Here is a 26,027-nt window from a genome sequence, read left to right as displayed (position 1 = left end):
GATGCCGGCGTCGGCATAGGGCTCGAGCGCCTCGTAGACCATCACGGGCCCCAGGTCCGACCCGCCGATGCCGATGTTGACGATGTGCGTCACCTTCTTGCCGGTGACGCCCTTCCACTCGCCGGAGCGGACGCGCTCAGCAAAGGCGGAAATCTTGTTCAGCACCGCGTGAACGTCGGCGTCGATGTCCTGGCCGTCGACCACCAGGCCGGGGGTAGCGTCGGCCGGGCGACGCAGCGCCGTGTGCAGCACCGCGCGATCCTCTGTGGTGTTGATGTGTTCGCCCGCAAGCATGGCCTGGTAGCGGTCGGCCACCCCGGTCTGCTCCGCCAACTTGACCAGGGAGGCGAGGATCTCGTCCGTCACCAGGTTCTTGGAGAGGTCCACGTGCAGGTCCGCCAGCGGCAGACTCATGCGCTCCACTCGGCCAGCGTCGGCGGCAAACCAGCCACGCAGGTCGGGGGCGAAGGCGGACTTGTGGGCCTCAAGTTCGGCCCAGGCGGACGTGGCGGTGCAATCGATGGGAGAAGTCACGGGTACCACAGTAATGAATGCGAGCCGCGGCGGTGCGACCCGAAGGGCCCACGTCTACTGCGGGCCGACGTGGAGCACTTCGAGTACAGGGGCGCCCGCCTCGTCTGAGGCGGCGAGGTCCACCGCGGCGACGATCGCCCAGTCGTGATCGCCAGCTGGGTCGTCGAGTACCTGGCGCACCAGCCAGCTGCCCTCCGGCAGCTCGCCGTCCGGCGTGGCGGCAAGGGCGGCACTCGCGGCGCCGACGCTGTGGTCGACGCCGTGGTCGCCGCCCGGTTCCACAAAGGTCACCAGCGCGGCGGATCGGGCAGCGGGGCCGATTCCGATGGCGTGGTCGCCTTGAGCCTCGAACAACGGATCGAGGGCCTCGCGCCACGCGTCCCCGTTCCATCCGGAGCCGGCGTCGAGCGCGCCAAGGGCCGGGTAGTTCTCGCGCGCGGCCAGCTCCACTCGCCGGAACATGAGGTTGCGCACCAGGCGGCGCAGCATGCGCGGGTTGCCGGACATGGGGCGCACGGGGGCGGGCGGTGCGGTGGTGGGATCGGCCGCATCCCGGACCGGCGCGTCCGGGTTCATGAGGCGCTCCCACTCGTCCAGCAACGACGAGTCGGTCGCGCGCACCAACTCGCCCAGCCAGGTGGTGATCGCCACCACCTCGTCGGTGCGGTGCTCCTCTGGGACGGTCTGGCGGAGCGCGCGATACGCCTCGGCCAGGTAGCGCAGCACCACGCCCTCGGTGCGCTCCAGGCCGTAGACGGAGATGAGATCGCCAAACGACATGGCCTTCTCGAGCATGTCGCGCACCACGGACTTAGGTGAAAGCTCGGCGTCCATGACCCACGGGTTGGTGCGGCGATACGTCATGAAGGCGGGCTCGAGCAGATCCGCAAGCGGGCGCGGCCACGTGACCTCGTCGAGCAGGTCCATGCGCTCCTCGTACTCGATGCCGTCGGCCTTCATCGCGGCAACGGCCTCGCCGCGCGCCTGATACTGCTGCGCAACAAGGATCTGGCGAGGGTCTGACAGGGTCGACTCGATCACCGAGACCACGTCGAGCGCGTGGTCGGGCGCCTCGACGTTCAGCAGGTCCATCGCGGCCAGTGCGAAGGGGGACAAGGTCTGGTTGAGCGCGAAGCCGCGCGGCACGTCGACCGTCAGCCGCAGCGTCGGCCGTTGACCGCGAGGGTGGGAGGCGTCGGGCACTCGGACCCGCTCCACCACGCCCGCAATACGTAGCGACCGGGCGATTCTGAGCGACTGGCGCACGTGGGCGGAGCGCTGTGCCGGGGTCTCGTGGATGGCTGCCAACAGGTCGCGCATCGCGAGCACGGGGTCCTGCGGCTCGCGGTCGAGCCATGGATTCGCCACGCCGCGCGCCAAGATGTTGAGCACCATCGCGTGGGTCACCGCGAAGCGGCTCACCAGGGCCTCGGGAGGAGCGTCCCGCAGCCGCTCGAACGTGGCATCGGTCCAGTTCACGGCCCCAGCAGGCGCGCTCTTGCGCACGATTTTCTTGCGCAACTTCGGGTCATCGCCCGCCTTGGCGAGCGCCTTGCGGTTCTGGATGACGTGCTCAGGCGCCATCACGATCACGTCGCCCTCGGTGTCGAAGCCTGCCCGCCCGGCGCGGCCGGCGATCTGGTGGAACTCGCGCGCTGTGAGGTGACGCATGCGCTCGCCGTCGTACTTGACCAGCGATGTGAACAGCACCGTGCGGATGGGGACGTTGATGCCCACACCCAGCGTGTCGGTGCCGCACACCACCTTGAGCAACCCCTGTTGAGTGAGGCGCTCCACGATGCGCCGGTACTTGGGCAGCATGCCCGCGTGGTGGACGCCGATTCCCGCGCGCAAGAACTTACTGAGCGTCTTGCCAAAGCCCGTGCCAAAGCGGGTCTCAGCCAAGGCGTCGGCGATGCGGACGCGCTCCTCCTTGGAGGCCACCTTGGTGCTGAGCAGCGCCTGCGCTCGCTCCACGGCCTCCTTCTGGGTGAAGTGGACGATGTAGACGGGGGCGCGGCCCGTCTGCACCAGGCGTTCGATGACATCCGGCAGCGGCTCGTCGCTGTAGTCGAAGGTGAGCGGCACGGGGCGGTCGATCGTGGTGACCTGCGCGATGGCGCGGTTGCCGCGGCGCTCAAGGTCCTCGACCAGCCACGAGGTGTCGCCCAGCGTGGCCGACATGAGCACAAACTGCGCGTTCGGCAGCTCCAGCAGCGGCACCTGCCACGCCCACCCGCGCTGCGGATCGGCATAGAAGTGGAACTCGTCCATCACCACCAGCGAGGCGTCGGTCGCGGCGCCATCTCTGAGGGCCAGGTTCGCGAGGATCTCGGCGGTGCAACAGATGATGGGGGCGTCGGCGTTGACCGCGCTGTCGCCTGTCATCATGCCCACGTTCGCGGTGCCGAACACCTCGATCAGGGCGAAGAACTTCTCGCTCACCAGGGCCTTGAGCGGCGCCGTGTAATAGGTGCGGCCGCCGGTGCCCGCCCGATGCGCCGCGAGGGCCGCGAAGTGCGCACCCATCGCTACCAGGGACTTTCCCGAGCCGGTGGGCGTCGCGAGGATCACATGCGCGCCGGAGACGATCTCGATGAGCGCCTCGTCCTGATGCGGGTACAGCGGCAGGCCCTGTTCCGCCGCCCAGCCGGAGAACGCCTCGTAGAGGGCGTCGGCGTCGGGGGCGGCGCCGTCTGGGGTGTCGGGCAGACGATCGAGCAGGGGCGCGGTGGTGGAAGTCATCCGTGTCATTGTCCCGCGCGCGTGCGTGCGACGCGACCACCCGCGGCGGCGGCGAGGCCCTCACGGCAACGGCCCTCACACGCAGAAAACCCCGCCGACGCCTGAGCGTCAACGGGGTTACTGCGGTACCGCAGTCACGGCTTAGCGGATGTCGTAGATGGAGGTGGCCTCCATGGCGGACTTGATCTCGTCCTGGATCTGCTCAGGCAGGTACGAGTACATCTTGGCGTCGCTATTGCGCGAGAACTGGGACAGGAACTTGGAAATCATGGGCTCTCCTTAGAGGATCGAGCTGGTGATCCGGGAGCCGAGACGTGGGTCCGGGCTTCCGGCGCCCCACGTTGGGACCAAAAAAAGTCTCGTTACGGCCGTGTCTTTGCGACGGTGCCATAGCGAGACTTCGCTTACAGTCTATGCCAACGACGCAGGCGGCGGTTGCATTCCCTCGTTTCTCCCCACCTGCGCTCGCGCCCGTGCGACGACCCTGCCTCGTTGCGACTCCCAAAAGTCGTCGAGCATCTCTTGCAGCTCTTGCTGGTTGGCGTCCGCGCCGAACGGCTCCGTGTTCGGCTCGAAGCGCACGCCCTCCTTCAGCGGGCCCGCCACGACCGGGTCAAAGCCGACAGCGTCGACCAGCGCGGCTACGGCGGCCACGTCGTCGGCGTCGTCCCCTGCAACGGCCAACGCACGACGCTGGTGGTCCCCGGGAGGCGCCGCCAGGTGCTCAAGTTCCCAGACGCTCGCGTGGTTGAAGGCCTTGACCACGCTTGCACCCTGGAGAAACGCCGCCACGACCTCAGAACTGGACGTGCGGGCGTCCTCGAACTCTGTCAGGTGGCCGTCGAGCTCCCACCAATAGTTCATGGCGTCGATGACGAGGGCGTCGTTGAGCGCATCGGCGGGGAGCGTGCGGTGCTTACTCAGGGGGATGGCGAGGATGACCGCGTCGGCCCGTACGGCGTCGGCGATTCCCGTGGTGTCTTGTGAGCCAGCGACGGTGACGGTGAGCCCCGCGTCGCGCGCCAGTTGCGCGAGAGCACGGCCGACGCGCCCCACACCCAAGACGCCGACGCTGCGGATCGTGGGTGGGAGAGCCATCCTTCGATGGTAGATGGCTCGATTTGTACCGTTCGCGCATACGCGCCAGCTAGACGAGCGCGGCTGGCGGCGCCATCGTCGGATTGACCACGTTCGCGCCGCACAACACCACACCGATCCGAGCGCCAGGCTCTGGCACCCAGCGCCCCGTCAACAACGCAGCAAACGGCGCGGCGACGCCAGGCTCGACGACCACGCGAAGTAGCCGCCACAGCCGCGACTGCGCCTCTAGCACCTCCTCGTCGGTAACCACGGCAGACAACACGCCAGCCGCACTCAAAGCGGCCCATGGCACGCGCCCGATCTGCGCACCCAAGTGGTCTGCCGCGACGCCAGAGATGGGCACCGCAACCGGCTCGCCAGCCTCAACGGACGCCGCGTACGACGCCGTGCCAACCGTCTCGCAGCCCACAATCGTCATGTGGTCGCCGCACCACGCCGCCGTCCCGCCGGCAAGCCCGCCACCGCCGACCGCCACCAACATGGCGTCCAGGGGGCGTCCGTCGGCGCTCACGCCGTCGGCCTCGAACTCTCGGGCCACGGTGGCCGCCCCCGCCATCACCACCGGGTCATCGAACGCCTCGATGGTGGTGGCGTCGTGCTCTTCCAGGTAGGCGCGCGAGGCGTCACGCGCGTCCGGGTATGTGAGGCCAACCGGGTGCACATGCGCGCCCAAGTGAATGAGCCGCTCGACCTTGGCGGGGTTCGCAGTGGTGGGCACAAAGATGTGCGCCTCGTGACCAAAGCGCTGGGCCGCGTAGGCGACTGCGGCGCCGTGATTGCCTCCGGATGCGGCGACGATGCCCGTTTCGGAGATCGGCTGCGTGGCCACAAAGTGGACCGCGCCACGAGCCTTGAACGCGCCAGTGACCTGGAGGTACTCCAACTTGAACACGAGTGTGGCATCCAAGCCGAGCGTGTCGCCGGGAATCTCTATCACAGGGGTGTGGCGGACGTGCGGCGCGATGGCCGCAGCAGCGGCGTCGATCTGGGAACGGGTGGGCACGGAGACGGTGTTCACCCCACTAGTGTCCCTCGCCCGTTAGGGTCGGACAGCATGAACCGCATGACACGTGTCCCCTTTCATGCCCTGCTCGTCGCGTCTGTCGCCATCCTGGCGGGATGTTCCGGAGCCCTCACCGAGTCGTCGGCAGACGCTGTGCCCGCGACGCTGGAGGCGATTCCGAGTGCCCCCGCCATAGCGACGGCCGAAGAGAGCCAGCCCAGCGACGCTCGCACACCCGACCTTGAAGCCTTCTGCGAACTCGCGCTGCCGATGCTCGTTCTGGTGGAACGCGAACACGTGGGGAGCGAAGCCCACGTCGCGCAATTCACGGCGCTCGGCGAGGTGGCGCCAGAGGATCTGGTGGACGTGATTGCCAACCTGGAGCGGCACTTTGACGTCGCCGTGAGCCCCAGCGACCCCGATTCTCAGGACTCGGTGAACTTCCCGGCCAGCATTCGGGAGGACGGGGTGGTCCTCACCGAGGCGATCACGGAGCGTTGTGACGCCGCCGTGTGATGCGCGGCGGACGACCGGCGTGATGCGTGTCGGCGCCTCGTGGTGAGATAGGTACGTGACCGACCCTCGCGCCCGCCACCAAGACTTGGTGCAACAGATCGAGCAGCATCGTGCCGCGTACTACGGCGACGATGCTCCTACGATTTCCGACGCCGAATACGACTCGTTGGAGCGCGACCTGCGCGCTCTTGAGGCGGAGTACCCGGAGCTCGCCGAGCCCGACTCGCCCACGCAGACGGTGGGCTCCGCGGGCGTGGCCACTGGCTTCGCCTCCGTCAAGCACCGCGAACGCATGATGAGCCTCGACAACGCGTTCTCGCTGGAGGATGTGGCCGCCTGGCTCGCGCGCGTGGGCAAGGAGGCAGGGGATGTCGAGCTGGTCTGCGAGCCGAAGATCGATGGCCTGTCCATCTCGCTCACGTACGTGGACGGCGAACTGACACAGGGCCTTACTCGCGGCGACGGCACCCAGGGAGAAGACGTCACCGCCAACGTCCGCACCATCAAGGGCCTGCCGCATCGGCTGGACGGAGAGCACGTGCCCGCCGTCGTGGAGATTCGTGGCGAGGTGTACCTGCCCATCAGGGACTTCGAGGCGCTCAACGAGGCGCTGCTGGCCGACGGCAAGGCGCCCTATGCGAACCCCCGCAACACCGCCGCAGGCTCCCTGCGCCAGAAGGACTCGAAGGTGACCGCCTCGCGGCCGCTCGCGGTGACCGCCTATGCTCTCGGCGTGCTCGACTGGGGCGATCAAGAGCCCGACCCACGACTCGAGCAACAAGCGGGTATCTACCAGGTGCTTTCCGACTGGGGCCTGCCGGTCACCGAGCATGCGAAGGTGCTGCGAGGCATCGGCGACATCGAGGCCTATCTGCTTGAACTCGAGTCCAAACGTCACAGCATGGTGCACGAGATCGACGGCGCCGTGCTCAAGGTCAACGACCGTGCGGTTCAGCGCGAGCTGGGCTTCACGTCGCGCGCGCCCAGGTGGGCGATCGCCTACAAGTTCCCGCCAGAAGAGGTGCACACCACGCTCGAAGACATCCGCGTGGACGTGGGCCGCACCGGCCGCGTCACTCCCTACGGCGTGATGACCCCCATCACGGTGGCTGGCTCGACCGTCACCTACGCGACCCTCCACAACGCGCATGAGGTCAAGCGCAAGGGAGTCCTGATCGGCGACACCGTGGTGCTGCGTAAGGCGGGCGACGTGATTCCCGAGATCGTGGGGCCCGTGGTCGCCGCGCGCACCGGCGCGGAGCGCGAATGGACGATGCCCGCCGAATGCCCCTCGTGCGGCACCACGCTCGCGGAACAGAAGGAGGGCGACAAGGATCTGCGCTGCCCCAACAGTGAATTCTGCCCCGCGCAGATCACCGACCGGATCGCGTTCATTGGATCCAGGGGGGCGCTCGACGTCGAGGTGCTGGGGGAGAAGGCCGCAGTCGCGCTGGTGGAGTCGGGGGTGCTTGCCAACGAGGCCGGGCTGTTCGACGTCACGGAGCAAGACCTGCGCCGCGTCCCCATGTTCGTGTACGAGGTGGACGAGAAGGTCACCAAGAAGCAGGCCGACGCTGGGGTAGTCGGCCGCCAAGCAGGGGACGTCGCAGAGAACGGCCGCAAACTCATCGCCAACCTCGCCTCCGCGCGGGAACAGCCGCTGTGGCGAGTGGTCGTGTCGCTCAGCATCCGCCACGTGGGACCCACCGCATCGCGTGCGCTCGCCGCCGCGTTCGGCACCATGGACGGTATCCGCGAAGCAAGCAGCGACGAACTCGCCGCCGTGGAGGGCGTGGGGCCGACCATCGCGCAGTCCGTGCGCGAGTGGTTCGACGTGCCGTGGCACGCGGACATCGTGGATCGGTGGGCCGCCGCCGGCGTGCGCATGGCGGACGAGCGCGACGAGTCGATTCCCCAGACCCTCGAAGGGCTCACCATCGTGGCCACCGGCTCGCTCGAGGGCTTCACCAGGGATAGCGTCAAAGAGGCGATCATCACCCACGGAGGCAAGGCGTCGTCGTCCGTGTCCAAGGCCACCGACTACGTGGTGGTGGGAGCGAACGCTGGCTCCAAAGCTGACAAGGCGGAGCAGCTGGGCGTGCCCATCTTGGACGAGGCGGGATTCGTGCGGCTGCTTGAGCATGGCGAGCGCCCCGGCTGAGAATGGCGAGAGTCCCACGTAGCGCGTCGCCGCCGAGACGACCTACATTGGTCACACCGACACTCCATGGCCGACCCCGCGGCACATGATGACTTGTGGAAGGGCAGCCGATGACCCAAACCGTGCGCATTGTGGACCCGACAGACACCGGAAGGCTCCAGGAAATCGGCGAGCTCACCGCACTGGCCTACCTCGCCGACGGCCTCATCGACAACGCCCACCCCTACGTGCCTCAACTGCGCGACGCGTCGGCGCGCGCGCGGGACGCCGTGCTCCTGGCCATGGCCGACGGTGGACACGCCGAGGGCAAGATCGTCGGCACCCTGACCCTCGTCCCACCAGGCTCCCGCTTCGCCGAACTCGCCAAGGAGGACGAGTTTGAGTTGCGCATGCTCGCCGTATCGCCCATGGAGCGCGGCCGCGGCATCGGCCGCGAACTGACGCAGGCCGCCCTGGACATGGCCGTCGAGCGCGGCGCCAACCGCGTGGTGCTGTCCACCATGGAGACGATGCAGGCAGCCCACCGCCTCTACGAGCGGCTCGGCTTCGCGCGTCGAGAGGATTTGGACTGGGTGGTGACCGACAACGAGGACGGAACCGTCACGGAGATCGACCTCAAAAGCAATCCCGACTGCGCCCAAGATGGTGTCCGCCTGCTGGGCTACTCGTGGGAGCCCGGCCAGTAGACTCGTGGGCATGTCCACCCTCAGCCGCGCAGACGTCGCGCGACTGGCCGCGCTCGCGCGCATCGACATGAGCGACAGCGACCTGGACCGTTTGTCAGGTCAGATCGCCGCCATCGTCGATGCCGTCGCGCTCGTGTCCGAAGTCGCCGGTCAGGACGTCCCAGCCACCTCCCACCCGATTCCCATGAGCAACGTGCACCGCGCCGACGAGGTGAGGCCGTCGCTGGCCCCCGCTGACGCCCTGGCCGCCGCGCCAGAGGCAGAAGACGGGCGCTTCCGCGTGCCACGCATTTTGGGGGAGGAAGCATGACCGACTGGACCGATCCCACCCAGGTCACCAGAGCGTCGGCGTTGGAGATGGCCGACGCCATGCGCGCGGGCACCGTGACCTCCGTGGAGCTGGTGCAGGCCCACCTCGACCGCATCGCCGCAGTCGACGGGCCCGTGCACGCGTTCCTGTACGTCAACGCCGAGGAGGCGCTCGCGACCGCTGCGGCCGTTGACGCCGACCGCGCCACCGGCGCTGCACTTCCCCTGCTTGCGGGTGTGCCGATCGCCATCAAAGACGTGTTGGTCACCAAGGGAATGCCCACGACGGCAGGCTCCAGGATTCTCGAGGGCTGGCTTCCCCCGTACGACGCGACGGTCACCGCCAAGGTGCGCGCGGCACGCATGCCGATCCTCGGCAAGACCAACATGGACGAGTTCGCGATGGGCTCCTCGACGGAGCACTCCGGCTACGGCCCCACCCACAACCCGTGGGACCTTGAGCGGATCCCCGGCGGCTCCGGCGGCGGCTCTTCTGCGTCGCTTGCTGCGTGGGAGACCCCGCTCGCGATCGGTTCCGACACGGGCGGCTCGATCCGCCAGCCGGCCGCCGTCACCGGCACGGTAGGCGTGAAGCCCACGTACGGCGGGGTGAGCCGCTACGGCGCCATCGCCCTCGCGTCGTCGCTCGACCAGTTGGGCCCGTGCGCCCGCACCGTTGCCGACACTGCCGCGCTCCACGAGGTCATGGGCGGACACGACGTCATGGACGCCACCAGCCTCGACGAGCCAGTGCCCTCCTGCCTGGAGGCGGCCCGCGACGGCGCCGCCAACGGCCTGGCCGGCGTGCGCATCGGCGTCGTGAAGGAACTGGGCGGCGAGGGCTACCAAGACGGCGTCAAGCAGCGCTTCGAGGAGGGCCTCGACCACCTGCGCGCCCTTGGCGCCGAGATCGTGGAGGTGAGTTGCCCGTCGTTCAAGTACGCGCTGGCCGCCTACTACCTGATCCTTCCGTCAGAGGCATCGAGCAACCTCGCCAAGTTTGACTCCGTGCGCTTTGGCCTCAGGGTTGAGCGCGACACGATCGAGAAGACCATGGGCGCCACCCGCGCAGAGGGCTTTGGCGACGAGGTCAAGCGCCGCATCATCCTGGGCACCTATGCCCTCTCGGCCGGCTACTACGACGCGTACTACGGCTCCGCACAGAAGGTGCGCACGTTGATCCAGCGCGACTTCGCGGCCGCGTTTGAGCAGGCCGACGTGCTGGTGAGCCCCACCGCCCCCACCACGCCGTTCAAGATTGGGGAGCGCATCGACGACCCCCTGGCCATGTATCTCAATGACGTCGCCACCATTCCCGCTAACCTCGCGGGCATCCCTGGCATGTCCCTTCCCGCAGGAGTGGCACCGGAGGATGGGCTGCCCGTCGGGTTCCAGATCCTGGCTCCGGCCCATGAGGACGCGCGGCTGTACCGCATCGGCGCGGCCCTCGAGAAGGCGCTTGTCGCGCAATGGGGAGGCCCCTTGGCCTCGCTGGCCCCCGAACTGGAGGTGGCGCCATGACCGCGGCCACGCACCTCGTCGGCTACGACGACGCCATGAAGGCCTTTGACCCGGTGTTCGGCATCGAGGTCCACGTCGAGCTCAACACCAAGACCAAGATGTTCTGCGGATGCGAGAACACCTTTGGCAACGAGCCCAATACCCAGGTGTGCCCCGTATGCCTTGGTCTACCAGGGTCGATGCCGGTCACGAATGAGAAGGCGGTCGAGTCGGCCATCCGTTTGGGACTCGCCCTCGGCTGTTCAATTCGTGAGTCGAGCCGCTTCGCACGCAAGAACTACTTCTACCCAGACCTCGCCAAGGATTACCAGATCAGCCAATACGACGAGCCCACCAGCTACGAGGGCGAACTCGAGGTGGTGCTCGACGACGGCACCGTGGTGATGATCGGCATCGAGCGCGCCCACATGGAAGAGGACGCTGGCAAGAACACCCACGTGGGTGGCACCGGCGGCATTCAAGGGGCCTCGCACTCGCTCGTGGACTACAACCGCGGCGGCGTGCCACTCGTGGAGATCGTCACCAAGCCGATCGAGGGCATGGGGGAGCGCACCGCGGAGGTGGCGCGCGCCTACGTCGCCACCATCCGCGACATCGTCCGGGCGCTCGGAATATCCGACGGCCGCATGGAGCAGGGTCGTTTGCGTGCGGATGTCAACCTGTCGTTGCGTCCCAAGGCGGCCGACGGCGAGGATCAGTCCGCTGTGCCGTTCGGCAAGCGCTCGGAGACCAAGAACATCAACTCGTTGCGCGCGGTCGAGCGTTCGATCCACTACGAAGCAGGACGCCAGGCCGCACTCTTGCTTGCGGGTCAACCCGTGGTCCAAGAGACGCGCCACTGGCACGAGGACACGTCCTCGACCACGCCTGGCCGCTCCAAGGAGGAGGCAGAGGAGTATCGCTACTTCCCGGAACCCGACCTGCTTCCCGTCGAGCCGTCGCGCGAGTGGATCGAGGAGTTGCGGGCCACCCTCCCGGAGCATCCCGCGAAGATGCGGGCGCGGCTGCGCGAGGAGTGGGGCTTCAGCGACCTGGAGATGCGCGACGCGGTCGCGGCCGATGCGCTGACGCTGATTGCCGACACGGTCGCGGCAGGGGCCGCTCCCCAGGCGGCCCGCAAGTGGTGGATGGGCGAGCTTGCGCGCACCGCAAACGAGCAGGACGTGACTCTGCCTGAGCTTCCGGTCACGCCCGCCCACATCGCGGAGCTTCAGCGCCTCGTGGACGAGGGCAAGATCAACGACAAGTTGGCGCGCCAGGCGCTTGAGGGCGTGCTCGCTGGCGAGGGATCGCCCGCCGAGGTGGTCGCGTCGCGCGGACTCGAAGTGGTGTCGGACGATTCGGCGCTCGAGGCCGCGGTGGACGATGCGCTCGCCTCGCAGCCCGAGGTGCTCGACAAGATCCGCGAAGGCAAGGTACAGGCCGCTGGTGCGATCGTCGGCGCCGTCATGAAGGCTACGCGCGGCCAGGCAGACGCTGGCAGGGTGCGCGAGATCATCCTGGCGAGGGCCGGCGTCGAGGGCTGACCTCACGTGCGTGCTTGCGCGCCGGGTCGCGAACGGGACGCCCGCCCGCACCGTCCGTCCCGCACCATATGGTTGTGGCGTGCGTTTCGGCATGCCGAACGCACGCCACAACCATATCCGCGGGGTGAGCGCTCGCAGAGCTCCGAACGAAGGGAAACCGCGATGCCGGTGACCACGAATCCGCTCAGGGCCGCGTCTGGCGACGGCCTCGTGTGCGCGCTCACGTTCGACGACGGACCGAACGGCAAGGACACCGTCGCGCTGCTTGACTTCTTGGCGGCGCAGGGGCTCCGCGCGGTGTTTGCCGTCATCGGCGAGCAGATCCAGGCACCTGGCGGAGCGGGGATCCTGCGGCGCACCGTGGCCGAGGGGCACCTGTTGTGCAACCACTCGACCTCGTTCGCCGACATGGGACAGTGGGACGCCGACGCCGTGCGCGCCGACATGCTCGAGAACCTGTCGATCATCAGGGGCGCCCTGGGTGACCCGGCGGCGAGGGTGCCATTCTGGCGTGCGCCCAACGGCAGTTGGGGAGTGACCGCGCAAGTCGCGGTTGAACTCGGAATGCAGCCGCTCGATGTGGTGAACACGATCGAGGACTGGATCGATCAGGACCCTGATGCGCTCGCCCAGCGCCTGCGCGAGGTCATGACCCCCGGCGAGCTCGTGCTCGCGCACGACGGCGGCGGGGACCGCGCCGGTACCGTCGCCGCTGTCAAGCGCGTGGTCGATGAGCGACTTGCCGAGGGCTGGGCGTTCACGCTGCCGGTCGGCGCCGAGTAAGGTCGCGCCTATTGAATGCTTGACCTTCCAGTTGGGTGGAATGTCTACGGTGGTGGAGTGTTCACCACTCCAGGAGGCAGCGCATGATGTCGCACGAAACCGATCACCACGCCGAGCCTACCGGCGGCTCCGGCCACGCTGGCGGCCACGACCACTACGCCACCGACCACACTGGCCACGCCGACATGTTCCGGCGCCTGTTCTGGATCACTCTGGCGCTGTCGGTCCCGGTGATCGCCCTCTCCACCTCGGTCGAGGGTTGGTTCGGGTACGACCTCCCAGGTAGTTCATGGGTGCCTCCGACCCTCGGCATCGTCGTCTTCGCCGTGGGCGGCAGGCCGTTCCTCACCATGGCGAGGGTTGAGTTGCTGAACCGCAAGCCCGGCATGATGACCCTGATTTCACTCGCGATCGTGACGGCTTTCCTCGCGTCGGCCGCGTCCACGCTCGGCATCGGCGACATGGACTTCTGGTGGGAGCTCGCCGGACTGATCGTGGTGATGCTGCTGGGCCACTGGCAAGAGATGCGCGCCGTTGGCCAGGCGCAGGGGGCACTCTCCGCGCTCGCGGAACTGCTCCCTGACCAGGCCGAACGGGTGATCGATGCCAAGTCCGACGGCCCCACTGAGACAGTCGCCATCGCGGACCTGGCGAAAGGCGACCTGGTCCTGGTGCGCCCGGGCGGACGCGTTCCCGCAGACGGAGACATCCGCTCGGGCGAGGCCAGCATGGACGAGTCGATGATCACCGGCGAGTCGGCGCCCGTGCGACGCGGCGAGGGCGACCATGTGGTGGCTGGCACCGTGGCGACGGACGGCTCGCTGCGCATCGAGGTGACCGACGTGGGCGAGAACACCGCGCTTGCCGGAATCCAGCGGATGGTGGCAGAGGCCCAGGAGTCCCGCACCGGGACCAGGCGGCTCGCAGACCGGGCAGCCGCCTGGTTGTTCTACGTCGCGCTGAGCGCGGCGATCCTCACCCTCGCTGTGCACATTGCTATCGGGGAGCCGACGCTCGGAATCACGCGCGCAGTATCGGTGCTGGTGATTGCCTGCCCGCACGCGCTCGGCCTCGCTATCCCCTTGGCGGTGGCGATCTCCACGTCCACGGCCGCGAAGCGGGGCCTGCTCATCAAGTCTCTCGGCTCGCTCGAGCAGATGCGCACGGTCCAAACAGTGCTGTTCGACAAGACAGGAACCTTGACCCACGGATCGCACGAGGTGACGGACGTCGCCGTCGCGGAGGGCGAAGATCAGCAGCGGGTCGTGGCGTTCGCCGCCGCGGTCGAGGCGGATAGCGAACATCCGATCGGTCGTGCCGTGGTCGCGTTGGCCAAGCGCGACGACGTCGCGGTGCCGACAGCGCGCGATGTCACCACTCTTCCCGGCACCGGAGTGGAGGGCACAGTGGACGGACAGCGCGTGGCCGTGGGCGGTCCCGCACTTCTCGAACGCCACGAGGTGAAGGTTGGTGAGGAGCTCGCTCGCAAGGCCGACGGCTGGAGCGACCAGGGCGGGGCGGTGCTGTACGTGGTGATTGACGGCGCGCTCGCAGGTGTCTTCACTACCTCCGATCCGGTGCGCGCTCAGTCGCGTGCGGCGGTGTCTGCACTCCAGGCCAGCGGTATCGAGGTGGCTCTCCTGACTGGCGACGCCCAAGCGGTCGCCGATGCCGTGGCAACGGAGCTGGGAATCGACCGCGTCTACGCGGAGGTCAAGCCTGATGACAAGGACCAGGTGGTCGCCGACATTCAGAGCGGCGGACGCAGCGTCGCCATGGTGGGCGACGGCGTGAACGACGCCCCAGCCCTCGCGCGCGCAGACGTCGGCCTCGCCATCGGCGCCGGCACCGATGTCGCCATGGAGGCGGCCGACGTTGTGTTGGCGACCTCGGATCCCCGCGCCGTCGTCTCGGCCGTGACCCTGTCGAGGGCCACCTACCGCAAGATGATTCAGAACCTCGTGTGGGCGACGGGCTACAACGCCATCGCGGTCCCAGTCGCGGCTGGCGCCTTTGCATGGGCGGGCGTCACTATGCCTCCAGCGGCGGCGGCGGTCGCGATGAGCGCGTCGACCATTGTGGTGGCGCTCAATGCGCAGTTGCTCCGCAGGGTCAATCTCGATCCGGACAGCGTGGTCGAAGCGCACGGCGTCGTCGACACGGACCGTGCGGAGCGTTCAGGCGAGCGAGCCGACACCCTCGCCTGAGGCTCGCGCGTACGACGCCGGGTCGCGCAACAGGGGGAGGAAGGCGAGTTCCGCGGCGCCGACCAGGTGCACCCGCCCGCCAAGTTGAGCCCGCTCGATGCGCGTCCCAGCCCAAATCTGGGCGAAGGAGTCCTTCGCCACGGCGTTGTCGAGTAGCGCCGGTGCCGTCGCGTACAGGGATCCAAGGAATCCCGCCAACACCACGAGTTCAGGGTTGAACACCGAAATCACATTGCCGATGGCGCCAGCCAGAACGCCCAGTTGTCGCTGAATCTCCGCACGGGTGGCGGGATCGGCGCCCGACCTGGCGAGCTCGTCGTCCAGGTCGACCAGGTCGACGCTGTCCCGTCCCATTGCCCCCAAGAGCCTCGCGAGACTGACCTCGGTCTCCAGGCAGCCGCGGCGACCGCAGTGGCATTGTTCCTTGCCCCCAGCAACAGTCGTGTGGCCCAGTTCTCCGCCAAAACCGGCGTGGCCCCTGAGCGTGATGCCGTCGACGACTGCGCCGCCTCCGATTCCGGAGGGGGAGCCGTTGATATAGACCACGTCGCGCACGCCTCGGCCAGCACCGAATACTGATTCGGCGATGGTGGCAACCCTGGCGTCGTTGCGAATGACGACAGGCACCCCGAGAGACTTCGCGAACAAATCCCCGAGCGGCACGTCGGTCCAGTCGAGGTGAGGCGCGCGGACCACGAAGGATCCTTCTGAGCGGATGAGGCCTGGAACGGCCACACCAGCACCCAAGACGACGTTCTCTGGCCCCATCTCCGCGCGCAACTCCTGGAAGGTGCGGGTGACCACCTCGACCGTCTCGGCAACGGTGGGGGCGTGCTTCCACTCGTGACGCACGCGCCGGTGGAGGGTCCCTCCCAGCCCGACGAGTCCAATCGTCACCGCGTCAAGATCCGGGTTGACGGCGAGCACCGAGACATCGGTGCGGGGGTACACGTGCGGGCTCGGCCGCCCCCGCGAGGCGTGCTCGGCCGGGGCGATCTCTCGCACGAGGCCCAGTTCCACCAACTCCGCCACCAGCACGCCAACGGTGGAGCGATTCAGGCCGGTTTGGCGCGTCAGTTCCGCTCGAGACATCCCCGGATGGTGATGCACTGCGGTGAGAATGGTGGACAGGTTGTGGCGCCGCGTCGCGTCGACGCGGCTACCACGACCTGTCGCGAGGGTGCGCGACACCGTCGGTGATGGTGCGCCCGAACCCGCTGTAGGGTCGGTTGCCGTGACGATGTCGTGCCTCCAGATTGCTTAGGCGGTGCCGGAGCGGCGACGGTTCGTGACGTCGAACGCGACGGCCGCGAGTAGCACCAGGCCCTTGATGACCTGCTGCCACGCGGAGTCGACACCCATGATGGACAGGCCCTGGTTGAGCACACCCATCACGAGTGCACCGATCACTGCACCAGAGACCTTGCCGACACCACCCTGAACGGCCGCGCCACCGATGAACACGGAGGCGATGGCGTCCAGCTCGTAGAAGTTGCCTGCCCCAGACTGGGCCGCACCCGCGCGCGACGTCGTGACGATCGCGGCGACCGCGGCGAGGGTGCCGATGTTCACGAAGATGAAGAAGTCCACCCACTTGGTCTTCACACCGGACATCATGGCGGCAAAGCGGTTGCCACCCATAGCGTAGATGTGACGGCCGAACACCGTGCGGTTGAGGATGAACGAGTACGTGAGCACCAAGACTCCGAGCAGGATCAACACGTACGGCGTGCCGTTGTGCTGAGCGAGCCGGTAGGCGAAGAACAGCATGGCCGCGGAGACCAGCACGAGCTTGCCGTAGAACACGACCAGCGACTCAGTGGGCAGCTCGCGCGCATTCAGCTTGGCGCGGGACCTGAACTGGGAGGCGATGAAGCCGAGCGCGCCGAGCACGCCGATCAACAGCGTGAACAGGTCCAGGTTGTTGACCTCGCCCATCCACTGGGGAATCCACCGTCCGCCGATGGCCACGTAGCTGTCTGGCAGTCCGCCGATGGTGCCGCCAGTGAGGAAGACAATCGCCAGGCCGCGATAGATCAGCATGCCGGCCAACGTCACAATGAACGCTGGCACCCTGACGAACGCCACCCAGAACCCCTGCCAGGCGCCCACGGCCGCGCCCACGAGGAGCGAGATCAGAATCGATGCCCAGACGGGCAGGCCCCACTCCCTGATGGCGAGTGCCGAAACAGCGCCAATCATGGCCACGAGGGATCCGACCGACAGGTCGATGTGCCCCGCGATGATGACCATCACCATGCCGATCGCGAGAATCACCACGTAGGCGTTCTGGCTGATCAGGTTGTTGAAGTTGGCTGGCAACAGCAGTTTGCCGTCGGTGAACCAGAACTGGAACAGTGCGACGATGACGACGAGCGCGGCAAGGAGGCCGTAGTCGCGTGCGTTGATGTTGAGTGACGGCTTGCTCTCGGCCGTCTGCTTTTTGGTCGATGCCTCGGACATCTTCAGTTCTCTCCCACCGTCATGAGTTGCATAAGTCGTTCCTGTGTTGCTTCTTCTCGAAGCACGTCCCCTGTGATGCGGCCTTCAGAGATCGTGTAGATGCGATCCGCGAGGCCCAAGAGTTCGGTGAGCTCTGACGAGATCACCACGATTGCTTTGCCTTCAGAGGCGAGCTTGTTGATGATGCCGTAGATCTCGTACTTCGCGCCTACGTCGACGCCTCGCGTCGGCTCATCAAGGATCAGCACCTCGGGCGTCGTGTTGAGCCACTTGGACAACACGACCTTCTGCTGGTTTCCGCCCGACAGCGTGCCAACGGGCTTGGTGACGGTGTCGGTCTTGATACTGAGCGAGTCCCGGTACTTCTCTGCCACCTCGATCTCGTCGTGCAGATCAATGACGCCGTAGTTCGACACGTCGCGCAGGTTGGCGCCCGTGATGTTGGCGGCAATGGTGGCGATCAGGTTGAGACCAAACCGCTTGCGATCCTCTGTGACGTACGCGACGCCGTTGGCGATCGCATCATTCACGGAGCGCGTCGAAATCTCCTTGCCATGCTTCAACACCTTGCCGGAGACGTGAGCTCCGTATTGGCGACCGAAGAGGCTCATGGCGAGTTCGGTACGCCCTGCCCCCATCAGTCCCGCAAAACCGACCACCTCGCCTGCGCGGACATAGAAGGAGGCATCGTGCACGACCTTGCGGCCCGTGTCGACGGGGTGGTAGGCATTCCAGTTCTCCACGCGGAAGACTTCTTCACCGATGTTCGGAGTGCGTGGTGGGAAGAGGTTGTCGAGCGGGCGGCCCACCATGGACCGAATGAGGCGGGACTCGGAGTTGTCCTTCTCGGTCATCGCGAAGGTGTCCACCGTCTCTCCATCACGGATCACGGTGATCGTGTCAGCGACCGCACGGATCTCAGGGAGCTTGTGAGAAATGATGATGCAGGTGATGCCCTCGTCCCTGAGGCCCCTGATGAGGTCGAGCAGGTGTGCCGAGTCGTCGTCGTTGAGCGCCGCGGTCGGCTCGTCAAGGATCAGCAGCTTCACGTCCTTGGACAACGCCTTGGCAATCTCGACGAGCTGCTGCTTGCCGACGCCGAGGTGGAGAACTTGGGTCGTCACCTTTTCCTTCAGGCCGACTCGCTTGAGGAGTTCCGTCGCCTGCGCGTTGGTGTCGTGCCAGTCGATCACGCCGCGCGAAGCGCGCTCGTTGCCGAGAAAGATGTTCTCCGCGATCGAGAGGTACGGAGACAGTGCCAGCTCCTGGTGGATGATGACGATCCCCGTGTGTTCAGAGTCGTTGATCGAGCGGAACTCGACGGGCTTGCCGTCGAACTCGATCTGACCCTCGAAGTTGCCGTGCGGGTAGACACCCGAGAGCACCTTCATCAGCGTCGATTTACCGGCGCCATTTTCGCCGCAGATGCCATGCACCTCGCCGCGGCGGACATCGAGGGAGACGCCGTCGAGTGCGCGCACCCCGGAAAACTCCTTAACGATGTCCTTCATCTTCAAGATGATGTCCGACACAGTGGTCCTTCCAATCGTGCCCGTCGTGGGGAAGCGGTGGTGGCCGCCGCGAACGACGACCACCACCGCTACTGATGTGAGTTACAGGCCCACGTCTTCGGCCTTGAGGAAGCCGGAGTCGATCAACTTCGACTCCACCGTGTCAGCCGTGACGACCTCGGGGGTGATGAGGTACGACGGGACAACCTTGATGCCGTTGTCGTACGTCGTGGTGTCGTTCACCTCGGGCTCTTCGCCAGCAAGGATGGACAGGACCATCGCCTCGACGCGCTCGCCGAGCAGACGGGTGTCCTTCCAGACCGTCATGGACTGAACACCGTTGAGGATGTTCGCGACGGACGCCTTGTCGCCGTCCTGACCCGTGAGGATCGGGAAGTCGTCGGCGGTGTAGCCGGCGAGCTGCAGCGACTGCGAGATGCCCTGAGCAAGCGAGTCGTTGGGCGACAGCACTACGTCGACCTTCTCGCCACCTGCGTAGAACGAGGCGAGACGGTTGTCCATCTCGGCCTGAGCGTCGTCGGATCCCCAACCGAGGATGCCGATGGACTGCCAGTCGTCGACCGTGGCAGGCGCCTTGCCGGAGGGCACAACGAGCTGTCCGCTGTCCACGTACTGGCTCAGCACGTCCCACGCACCGGCGAAGAAGAACCGGGCGTTGTTGTCGTCGGGGCTACCAGCGAAGGGCTCGAAGTTGTACGGGCCCTCACCGTCGGCAAGGCCGAGCTCGGCCTCGATGAACTCGCCCTGGAGCGTACCCACCGAGTAGTTGTCGAACGTGGCGTAGTAGTCAACGTTCGGCGACTCGAGGATGAGACGGTCGTAAGCGATGACGGTGGCACCGGCGTCGCCGGCCGTCTCAAGCACCGGTCCAAGCGTGGTGCCGTCGATTGCGGCGATCACCAGGACGTTGGAGCCGTTGGCGATCATGTTCTGCAGCTGCGAGATCTGCTGGTCGGTCTCGTTGTCTGCGTACTGCAGGTCGACGGTGCAGCCGTCGGCCTCCAGGCGGGACTTGAGGCCCTCGCCGTCGTTGATCCAGCGCTCAAGCGAGCGCGTGGGCATGGCGATACCGACGTTGCAGTCCTCTGTGGCCACTGCGGTGTCGTCCGTGCCGGTGTCGGTTGCGGGTGTTTCGTCGTCAGACGAACATGCGGCGAGCGACAGCGCCATGGCGCTGATTCCCGCGACAAGCGCGAGCTTGTTCCTTCTCTTCATGCGCAGATTTCCCTTCCTTGTGTGCCGATTGGCACTATGCGGTTGCGCTAGCTCAGACCCGTCGGAAGCCTTGCGAGGTCTCCTACGGGGCCGAACGAGTTACTGATGCACCCTCGAAGGAGTGGGGAATCAGGGACGAAATGTCTCTCAGCGCAGGGTGCGAACCCTGGTACCTGAAGACGTCGTCCACGCCTCACCCCTTTGTCAGGCTTTTGCATCGGTGTTGTCACACTAAGTTGACCCCGCAAACATATAGCCGGGAAGGCGCTGACACCTACCGCTAGAGCCCGAGCGTTATACGATCGTAACGAGTCTGTGACCTTGTGAACGGGCGGGAGGTGATCCGGTTCACTACGACAAGTGGGCGAAGGTGTTGACAAGGCACTCGTCCGCCAATAAGTTTGCACTGACAACTATTGATCGATGATGATCGGAGCCCGAACCATGGCGCCCACCCCCACGCGCGAAGACAAGTTCACCTTTGGTCTGTGGACCATCGGCTGGAACGCCCAAGACCCCTTCGGCTCTGCCACTCGCGGGCCGCTCGACACGGTGTCCGCCATCCACAAGCTCTCCGAGCTCGGCGCGTATGGCCTCACCTTCCACGACGACGACATCTTCCCCTTCGGTAGCTCCGACGCCGACCGCCGTGCCGCCATCGACGCCGTGAAGAAGGCGTGCGACGACACCGGCATGGTCGTCCCGATGATCACCACGAACACCTTCACGCACCCGGTGTTCAAGGACGGTGGCGTCACGTCGAACGACCGCGACGTGCGTCGTTTCACCATTCGCAAGATCCTGCGCAACCTTGACTTGGCCGCCGAACTCGGTGCCAAGACGTTCGTCATGTGGGGCGGCCGCGAGGGCGCCGAGTATGACTTCTCCAAGGACATCCGCGTCGCACTTGAGCGTTACCGTGAGGCGGCCAACCTGTTCGGCGAGTACGTCATTGACAAGGGTTACGACATCAAGTTCGCGATCGAGCCCAAGCCGAACGAGCCCCGCGGCGACATCCTGTTGCCCACTGTGGGACACGCGATGGCGTTCATCAACACGCTCGACCACCCCGAACTGGTGGGCCTCAACCCCGAGGTCGGCCACGAGCAGATGGCAGGGCTCAACTTCACCGCCGGCATCGCTCAGGCGCTCGACCACGGCAAGTTGTTCCACATCGACCTCAACGGTCAGCGCGGCATCAAGTATGACCAGGACATGGTGTTCGGTCATGGCGACCTGTACAACGCCTTCTCGTTGGTGGATCTTCTCGAGAGCGACGGCCCTGACGGCAAGCCCGCCTACACCGGGCCCCGTCACTTCGACTACAAGCCTTCGCGCACCGAGGACATGGACGGCGTGTGGGCCTCGGCCGCTGCCAACATGCGCATGTACCTGCTTCTCAAGGAGCGCGCCAAGGCGTTCCGTGCGGACCCCGAGGTTCAGGAAGCCATCCAGGCGACCAAGCAGGACCAACTCGCGCAGACCACGCTGGGAGCCGACGAGACTGTCGCCGACCTGGTGGCCGACACGAGCGTCTACGAAACGTTCGACGCGGACTCGTACTACGACGCCAAGGGCTTCGGCTTTGTGCGCCTGCAGCAGCTGGCCGCCGAGCACCTGATGGGCGCTCGCGGCTAACACGCGACACTCCGGCCCGTCGACCAAGGCTTCACGCATTGGTGGCGGGCCGGACTCGCGTCACCCCCACTTCGCAACCCCAAGGAGACAGCAATGACGCTCGTCGCAGGAGTCGACTCGTCCACGCAAAGCTGCAAGGTCGTCGTGCGCGACCTCGCGACAGGCGAGGTGGTCCGTTCGGGCCGCGCCACACACCCTGACGGCACCGCCGTTCATCCCGACCACTGGTGGACGGCGCTACTTGCCGCAATCGACGACGCCGGGGGGCTGGCCGACGTGGCCGCCATCAGCGTCGGCGGGCAACAGCACGGGATGGTCGCGCTCGACGCGGACGGCAACGTGGTGCGCGAGGCGCTGTTGTGGAACGACACCCGTTCGGCCCAGGCCGCTCGCGACCTCATCGCCGAGTTTGGTGCCGACGAGCTGGTGCGCCGCACGGGCCTGGTGCCGGTCGCCTCTTTCACCTCGACCAAGCTGCGCTGGCTGCGGGACACGGAGCCGGAGAACGCGGCCCGGGTGGCGGCGGTGGCACTGCCCCACGACTGGCTCACGTGGCGGCTCATGGGCTACGGGCCAGACGGCTCGGCACCACTCGGCCCCCGCCTCGAGGCGCTCACTACTGACCGCTCCGATGCCTCGGGCACCGGCTACTGGAGCCCAGCAACGGGCGAGTATGACCGCGAACTGCTGATCGCCGCCTTGGGACACGACGCGATCGTGCCCACGGTGATCGCGCCGGACGGCCGCGCCGGCACCGTCGGCTACGACGGACCCACTGACATCGTCGTCGGCCCCGGAGCGGGAGACAACGCTGGATCGGGGCTGGGACTGGGGGCAGGCGAGGGCGACGTGGTCGTCTCGCTCGGCACGTCTGGAACGGTCTTTGCCGTCACCCCAGAGCCGGTCACCGACGCGACCGGCACGATCGCTGGCTTCGCCGATGCCGCCGGGCAATACCTGCCGCTCGTGGCGACGCTTAACGCCGCCAGGGTGCTCGACTCCGCCACGCGACTGCTCGACGTCGACTTTGACGGGCTGGCCGAGTTGGCGCTGTCCGCCGAGCCAGGTGCGGACGGCGTGGTTCTGGTTCCCTACTTCGAGGGCGAGCGCACCCCGAATCGTCCCGACGCCACCGCCAGCCTGATGGGCCTGACGCTGTCTTCAGCGACCAGGGCCAACATTGCGCGGGCGCACGTCGAGGGCATGCTGTGTGGCCTCGCCGACGGCGTAGACGCCGTGCGCGCACATGGGCTCGACGCCAAGCGAGTCCTGCTGGTGGGCGGCGCGGCCTTCAATCCCGCCGTGGGCAAGGCTGCCGCGCAGGTCTTTGGACTGCCGATCGACATTCCGACACCAGGGGAGTACGTGGCGATGGGCGCGACGGTGCAGGCCGCATGGTCGCTCGAGGGCAAGCGCCCCGATTGGTCTGTCGAGATGGCTACGCACATCGATCCCGACCCGCAGCCGCACGTGCGTGCGCAATACGCGGAGGCGACGGGACAGCTGTACTCGTAGGCACACCGTCAACTGCCAACAGCGGCGGCGCTAGGCCCGTGGCGGTGCGGTGCTGGAACGCACGATGAACTCGGTGTCCATCCGGATGTGCTGCTCGTGGTCGCGGCCGTCCAGGATGGTAAGAAGCATCGTCATGGCCGCTTCGCCCATGGCCTGAAGCGGCTGCCTCACCGTGGTGAGCGGCGGGTCGCACAGCGAGGCATCAGGGATGTCGTCAAAGCCGACCACCGACAGGTCCTGTGGCACGGTGAGTCCGCGCGCCCGGGCGGCGGCCATAGCGCTCATGGCCGTGACGTCGTTCGCGGCGATGATGGCCGTGGGCGGCTCTGGCAACGCGAGGAAGGCGTCGGCGACCTCTTGAGCGATGTCGGGGTCATAACGCGAGTAGCGGACCAGCTCCTCTGCGACGGGGACCCCAGCAAGGCGCATGGCGTCCCTGAAGCCTGACTCGCGCAACTGGGAAGAGTCGAGTTCCTGACGGCCGCCGAGGAACGCAATCCTCCGGTGCCCGAGTTCGAGGAGGTGATTGGCGGCCGACTTCGCGCCGCCGAACCCGTCGCTGTCGATGGTGGGCAGCCAGTTGGGGCCGTAGTGGGGGTCGACCGCCACGACCGGAACGGAAATTGCCGAGTCGAGAGACGTGGGGGTGACCACCACGGCGCCATCCATGAGCGTGCCGCCAAGGCGCGCAAGCGAACGACGCTCCCACGCGGGGGCCTCGCCGCCGGCGTACGACAGGACGTCGTACTGAGTGTTCCTGGTGGCTTTGGCCGCGCCCTTGATGAGTTCTGCAGAGTAGGGCTCGAAGTCGGCGACCAGGATACCAACGACGTTGGTGCGCGAACTGCGCAAGCCGGAAGCCCCCAAATTGCCCACGTAGCCGAGGTCGTCGATGACCCCTTGAACCAGGGCGATCGTGTCCTTGGCCACGCCGTAGCGTCCGTTGACCACCTTGGACACCGTGGCGACAGACACGCCTGCGCGTGCCGCCACATCCGCGAGTTTGACCCTTCCGACCGCTTCCATGCAGGGAATGCTACACCGGTAACGACTTTGTTGTGAAAACGTTATCGATAAGGTTTGACATCTTTGAAGTTGCCCTGCCAGAGTGATGACGTTCGGCATAGTCAACGACGACTGAAAGGAATCAGAATGGCGAACATGCGACGCTCCGGCGTCATCGCGGCTCTTGCCGCTTCGTCCGCGCTCCTCCTCGCTGCGTGCAGCAGTGGAGGCGACGACGACCCGGCAACCAACTCAACAACCTCGGACGGCGGCTCTGCCGAGCCTGTCACGATCACGTGGTGGCACAACGCCACCGCTGACCCGGCACTGACCTTCTGGCAGACCGTTGCCGACGAGTTTGAGGCACTGAACCCCCACGTGACCGTTGAGGTCGAGGGGATCCAGAACGAGGACCTGCAGCGCACCCGCATTCCGGTGGCGCTTCAGTCAGGCGAAGCTCCCGACCTGTTCCAGCAGTGGGGCGGTGGCGAGATCGTAGCCCAGGTGGAAGACGGTTACCTCAAGGACATCACCGACATGGTGGCCGACGATGTGGAGCGCATGGGTGGCTCCGTGGCTCCCTGGCAGGTGGACGGCAAGACCTATGGTCTGCCCTACCAGTTCGGACCTGAAGGCATCTGGTACCGCCCGTCGCTGTTCGAAGCGGCAGGTATCGACGAGGTGCCATCCACGATCAGCGAGCTCAACGACGCTGTGCAGAAGCTCAAGGACGCCAGCATCGAGCCGATCGCCGTGGGTGCTGCAGACGGTTGGCCCGCTGCTCACTGGTGGTACAACTTCGCACTCCAGAGCTGCCCGTCAGACGTTCTGCAGGCAGCGAACTCCTCGCTCGACTTCTCCGATGAGTGCTTCGTCACCGCGGGTGAGAAGCTGCAGGAGTTCATCGACACCGAGCCCTTCAACGCAGGCTTTGCGGCAACCTCGGCTCAGCAGGGCGCCACGTCGTCCGCTGGTCTCGTGGCCAACGGCAACGCGGCGATGGAGCTCATGGGTCAGTGGAACGTGTCGGTCATGACCGGCCTGGTTGACGACCCAGACGCTCTGGTTGCTGACCTCTCGTGGTTCGCCTTCCCGGCGGTCGACGGATCTCAGGGTGACCCGACGGCAATGCTCGGTGGTGGAGACGGCTTCTCGTGCTACGTCGATGCCCCCGACGCCTGCGTCGATCTGCTGAAGTACATCTCCAGCGACGACGTTCTGACGCGGTTCGCGTCCGAGGTGGGCGGTATTCCCGCAGCCCCGGCCGCTCACTCCGGCATCACCGACCCGAACCTTCAGGTTCAGGCCGAATACATGGCAGAGTCCAACTACCTTCAGTTGTGGCTCGACACCGCTTACGGTCCGACCGTCGGCGCAGCCATGAACGACGCCATCATCCAGCTCTTCGCTGGCAACGCAGATCCTGCTGACATCCCGGCCGCCATGCAGGCCGCTGCCGGTCAGTAGTCCATAACCAGCCCCTTATCCGAAAGGAAGGCAAGCCCGTGACTGTGAGTCGGGAAGCCTCGGGCGGGGACACCGGCCTCGTCGACGGCGCGCAAGCGTC

At 66.6% G+C, this 26,027-nt stretch carries 20 protein-coding genes and 1 pseudogene; 11 read left to right on the top strand and 10 right to left on the bottom strand.

Going from position 1 to position 26,027, the window contains the following annotated elements:
- The 5 genes and pseudogenes from QZZ33_RS09795 to QZZ33_RS09775 form a co-directional block, all read right to left on the bottom strand.
- A pseudogene (locus QZZ33_RS09795) lies at positions 1–534 on the bottom strand (glucose-6-phosphate isomerase); the annotation flags it as partial.
- A gap of 54 nt (positions 535–588) precedes the next feature.
- Positions 589–3,279, bottom strand: a complete 2,691-nt coding sequence (locus QZZ33_RS09790) for a DEAD/DEAH box helicase (protein ID WP_291379737.1) — start codon at positions 3,277–3,279, stop codon at positions 589–591.
- A 141-nt stretch (positions 3,280–3,420) separates the two neighbouring features.
- Positions 3,421–3,549 carry a hypothetical protein gene (locus QZZ33_RS09785; RefSeq protein ID WP_291379736.1) on the bottom strand — a complete coding sequence of 43 codons (129 nt, stop codon included), beginning with the start codon at positions 3,547–3,549 and terminating at the stop codon, positions 3,421–3,423.
- A 141-nt stretch (positions 3,550–3,690) separates the two neighbouring features.
- Positions 3,691–4,377, bottom strand: a complete 687-nt coding sequence (locus tag QZZ33_RS09780; protein ID WP_291379735.1) for an NADP oxidoreductase — start codon at positions 4,375–4,377, stop codon at positions 3,691–3,693.
- A gap of 49 nt (positions 4,378–4,426) precedes the next feature.
- Complete coding sequence (locus QZZ33_RS09775; RefSeq protein ID WP_291379734.1) at positions 4,427–5,398, bottom strand: pyridoxal-phosphate dependent enzyme; 972 nt, start codon at positions 5,396–5,398, stop codon at positions 4,427–4,429.
- A 45-nt stretch (positions 5,399–5,443) separates the two neighbouring features.
- Between QZZ33_RS09775 and QZZ33_RS09770 the strand changes: the two genes are divergently transcribed.
- The 8 genes from QZZ33_RS09770 to QZZ33_RS09735 all read left to right on the top strand — a co-directional run bounded on the left by QZZ33_RS09770 (position 5,444) and on the right by QZZ33_RS09735 (position 15,092).
- Positions 5,444–5,899 (top strand): hypothetical protein, encoded by a 456-nt coding sequence (locus QZZ33_RS09770; protein WP_291379733.1) that lies wholly within the window; start codon positions 5,444–5,446, stop codon positions 5,897–5,899.
- A gap of 55 nt (positions 5,900–5,954) precedes the next feature.
- On the top strand, positions 5,955–8,060 hold the full coding sequence (gene ligA / locus QZZ33_RS09765; protein ID WP_291379732.1) for an NAD-dependent DNA ligase LigA: 2,106 nt from the start codon (positions 5,955–5,957) through the stop codon (positions 8,058–8,060).
- A 110-nt stretch (positions 8,061–8,170) separates the two neighbouring features.
- A complete protein-coding gene (locus tag QZZ33_RS09760) occupies positions 8,171–8,746 on the top strand; it encodes a GNAT family N-acetyltransferase (RefSeq protein ID WP_291379731.1) in 576 nt (191 codons plus the stop codon).
- A gap of 10 nt (positions 8,747–8,756) precedes the next feature.
- Positions 8,757–9,056, top strand: coding sequence for an Asp-tRNA(Asn)/Glu-tRNA(Gln) amidotransferase subunit GatC (gene gatC / locus QZZ33_RS09755; RefSeq protein WP_291379730.1), 300 nt, complete (start codon positions 8,757–8,759; stop codon positions 9,054–9,056).
- Entirely contained in the window at positions 9,053–10,576 is a 1,524-nt protein-coding gene (gene gatA, locus QZZ33_RS09750; protein ID WP_291379729.1) for an Asp-tRNA(Asn)/Glu-tRNA(Gln) amidotransferase subunit GatA, read from the top strand. Before gatC ends, gatA begins: the two co-directional genes overlap by 4 nt.
- Positions 10,573–12,102, top strand: coding sequence for an Asp-tRNA(Asn)/Glu-tRNA(Gln) amidotransferase subunit GatB (gene gatB, locus QZZ33_RS09745; protein ID WP_291379728.1), 1,530 nt, complete (start codon positions 10,573–10,575; stop codon positions 12,100–12,102). The genes gatA and gatB overlap by 4 nt, the downstream gene beginning before the upstream one ends.
- A 162-nt stretch (positions 12,103–12,264) precedes the next feature.
- A complete protein-coding gene (locus QZZ33_RS09740) occupies positions 12,265–12,885 on the top strand; it encodes a polysaccharide deacetylase family protein (protein ID WP_291379727.1) in 621 nt (206 codons plus the stop codon).
- Between the two features lie 83 nt (positions 12,886–12,968).
- The gene (locus QZZ33_RS09735) at positions 12,969–15,092 is read left to right on the top strand and encodes a heavy metal translocating P-type ATPase (RefSeq protein ID WP_291379726.1); all 2,124 of its coding nucleotides are present in this window, start codon (positions 12,969–12,971) and stop codon (positions 15,090–15,092) included.
- Here the strand turns inward: QZZ33_RS09735 and QZZ33_RS09730 are convergent.
- The 4 genes from QZZ33_RS09730 to chvE form a co-directional block, all read right to left on the bottom strand.
- Positions 15,063–16,283, bottom strand: coding sequence for an ROK family transcriptional regulator (locus QZZ33_RS09730; RefSeq protein ID WP_291379725.1), 1,221 nt, complete (start codon positions 16,281–16,283; stop codon positions 15,063–15,065). The genes QZZ33_RS09735 and QZZ33_RS09730 overlap by 30 nt on opposite strands.
- Positions 16,284–16,352: 69 nt before the next feature.
- Positions 16,353–17,555, bottom strand: coding sequence for a multiple monosaccharide ABC transporter permease (mmsB, locus tag QZZ33_RS09725; protein WP_291379724.1), 1,203 nt, complete (start codon positions 17,553–17,555; stop codon positions 16,353–16,355).
- A gap of 2 nt (positions 17,556–17,557) precedes the next feature.
- Entirely contained in the window at positions 17,558–19,066 is a 1,509-nt protein-coding gene (gene mmsA / locus QZZ33_RS09720; RefSeq protein WP_291379723.1) for a multiple monosaccharide ABC transporter ATP-binding protein, read from the bottom strand.
- 102 nt (positions 19,067–19,168) lie between these two features.
- Complete coding sequence (gene chvE / locus QZZ33_RS09715) at positions 19,169–20,302, bottom strand: multiple monosaccharide ABC transporter substrate-binding protein (RefSeq protein ID WP_291379722.1); 1,134 nt, start codon at positions 20,300–20,302, stop codon at positions 19,169–19,171.
- A 444-nt stretch (positions 20,303–20,746) separates the two neighbouring features.
- On the opposite strand from chvE, the gene xylA reads away from it, so the two are divergent.
- Together xylA and xylB are read left to right on the top strand one after the other, a co-directional pair.
- Positions 20,747–21,940 (top strand): xylose isomerase, encoded by a 1,194-nt coding sequence (gene xylA, locus QZZ33_RS09710; RefSeq protein WP_291379721.1) that lies wholly within the window; start codon positions 20,747–20,749, stop codon positions 21,938–21,940.
- Between the two features lie 93 nt (positions 21,941–22,033).
- Complete coding sequence (gene xylB, locus QZZ33_RS09705) at positions 22,034–23,455, top strand: xylulokinase (protein ID WP_291379720.1); 1,422 nt, start codon at positions 22,034–22,036, stop codon at positions 23,453–23,455.
- Positions 23,456–23,485: 30 nt separating this feature from the next.
- Here the strand turns inward: xylB and QZZ33_RS09700 are convergent, their stop codons facing one another.
- A complete protein-coding gene (locus QZZ33_RS09700; RefSeq protein WP_291379719.1) occupies positions 23,486–24,481 on the bottom strand; it encodes a LacI family DNA-binding transcriptional regulator in 996 nt (331 codons plus the stop codon).
- A gap of 126 nt (positions 24,482–24,607) precedes the next feature.
- Here QZZ33_RS09700 and QZZ33_RS09695 point away from each other — a divergent pair, with 126 nt between their 5' ends.
- Positions 24,608–25,927 (top strand): extracellular solute-binding protein, encoded by a 1,320-nt coding sequence (locus QZZ33_RS09695; RefSeq protein WP_291379718.1) that lies wholly within the window; start codon positions 24,608–24,610, stop codon positions 25,925–25,927.
- Positions 25,928–26,027 lie beyond the last annotated feature (100 nt).

It is taken from the genome of Demequina sp. (assembly GCF_016278775.1).
GTDB lineage: Bacteria > Actinomycetota > Actinomycetes > Actinomycetales > Demequinaceae > Demequina.
Note: the sequence above shows the minus strand (reverse complement) of the source record. Positions and strands in the feature narration are given on the sequence as shown.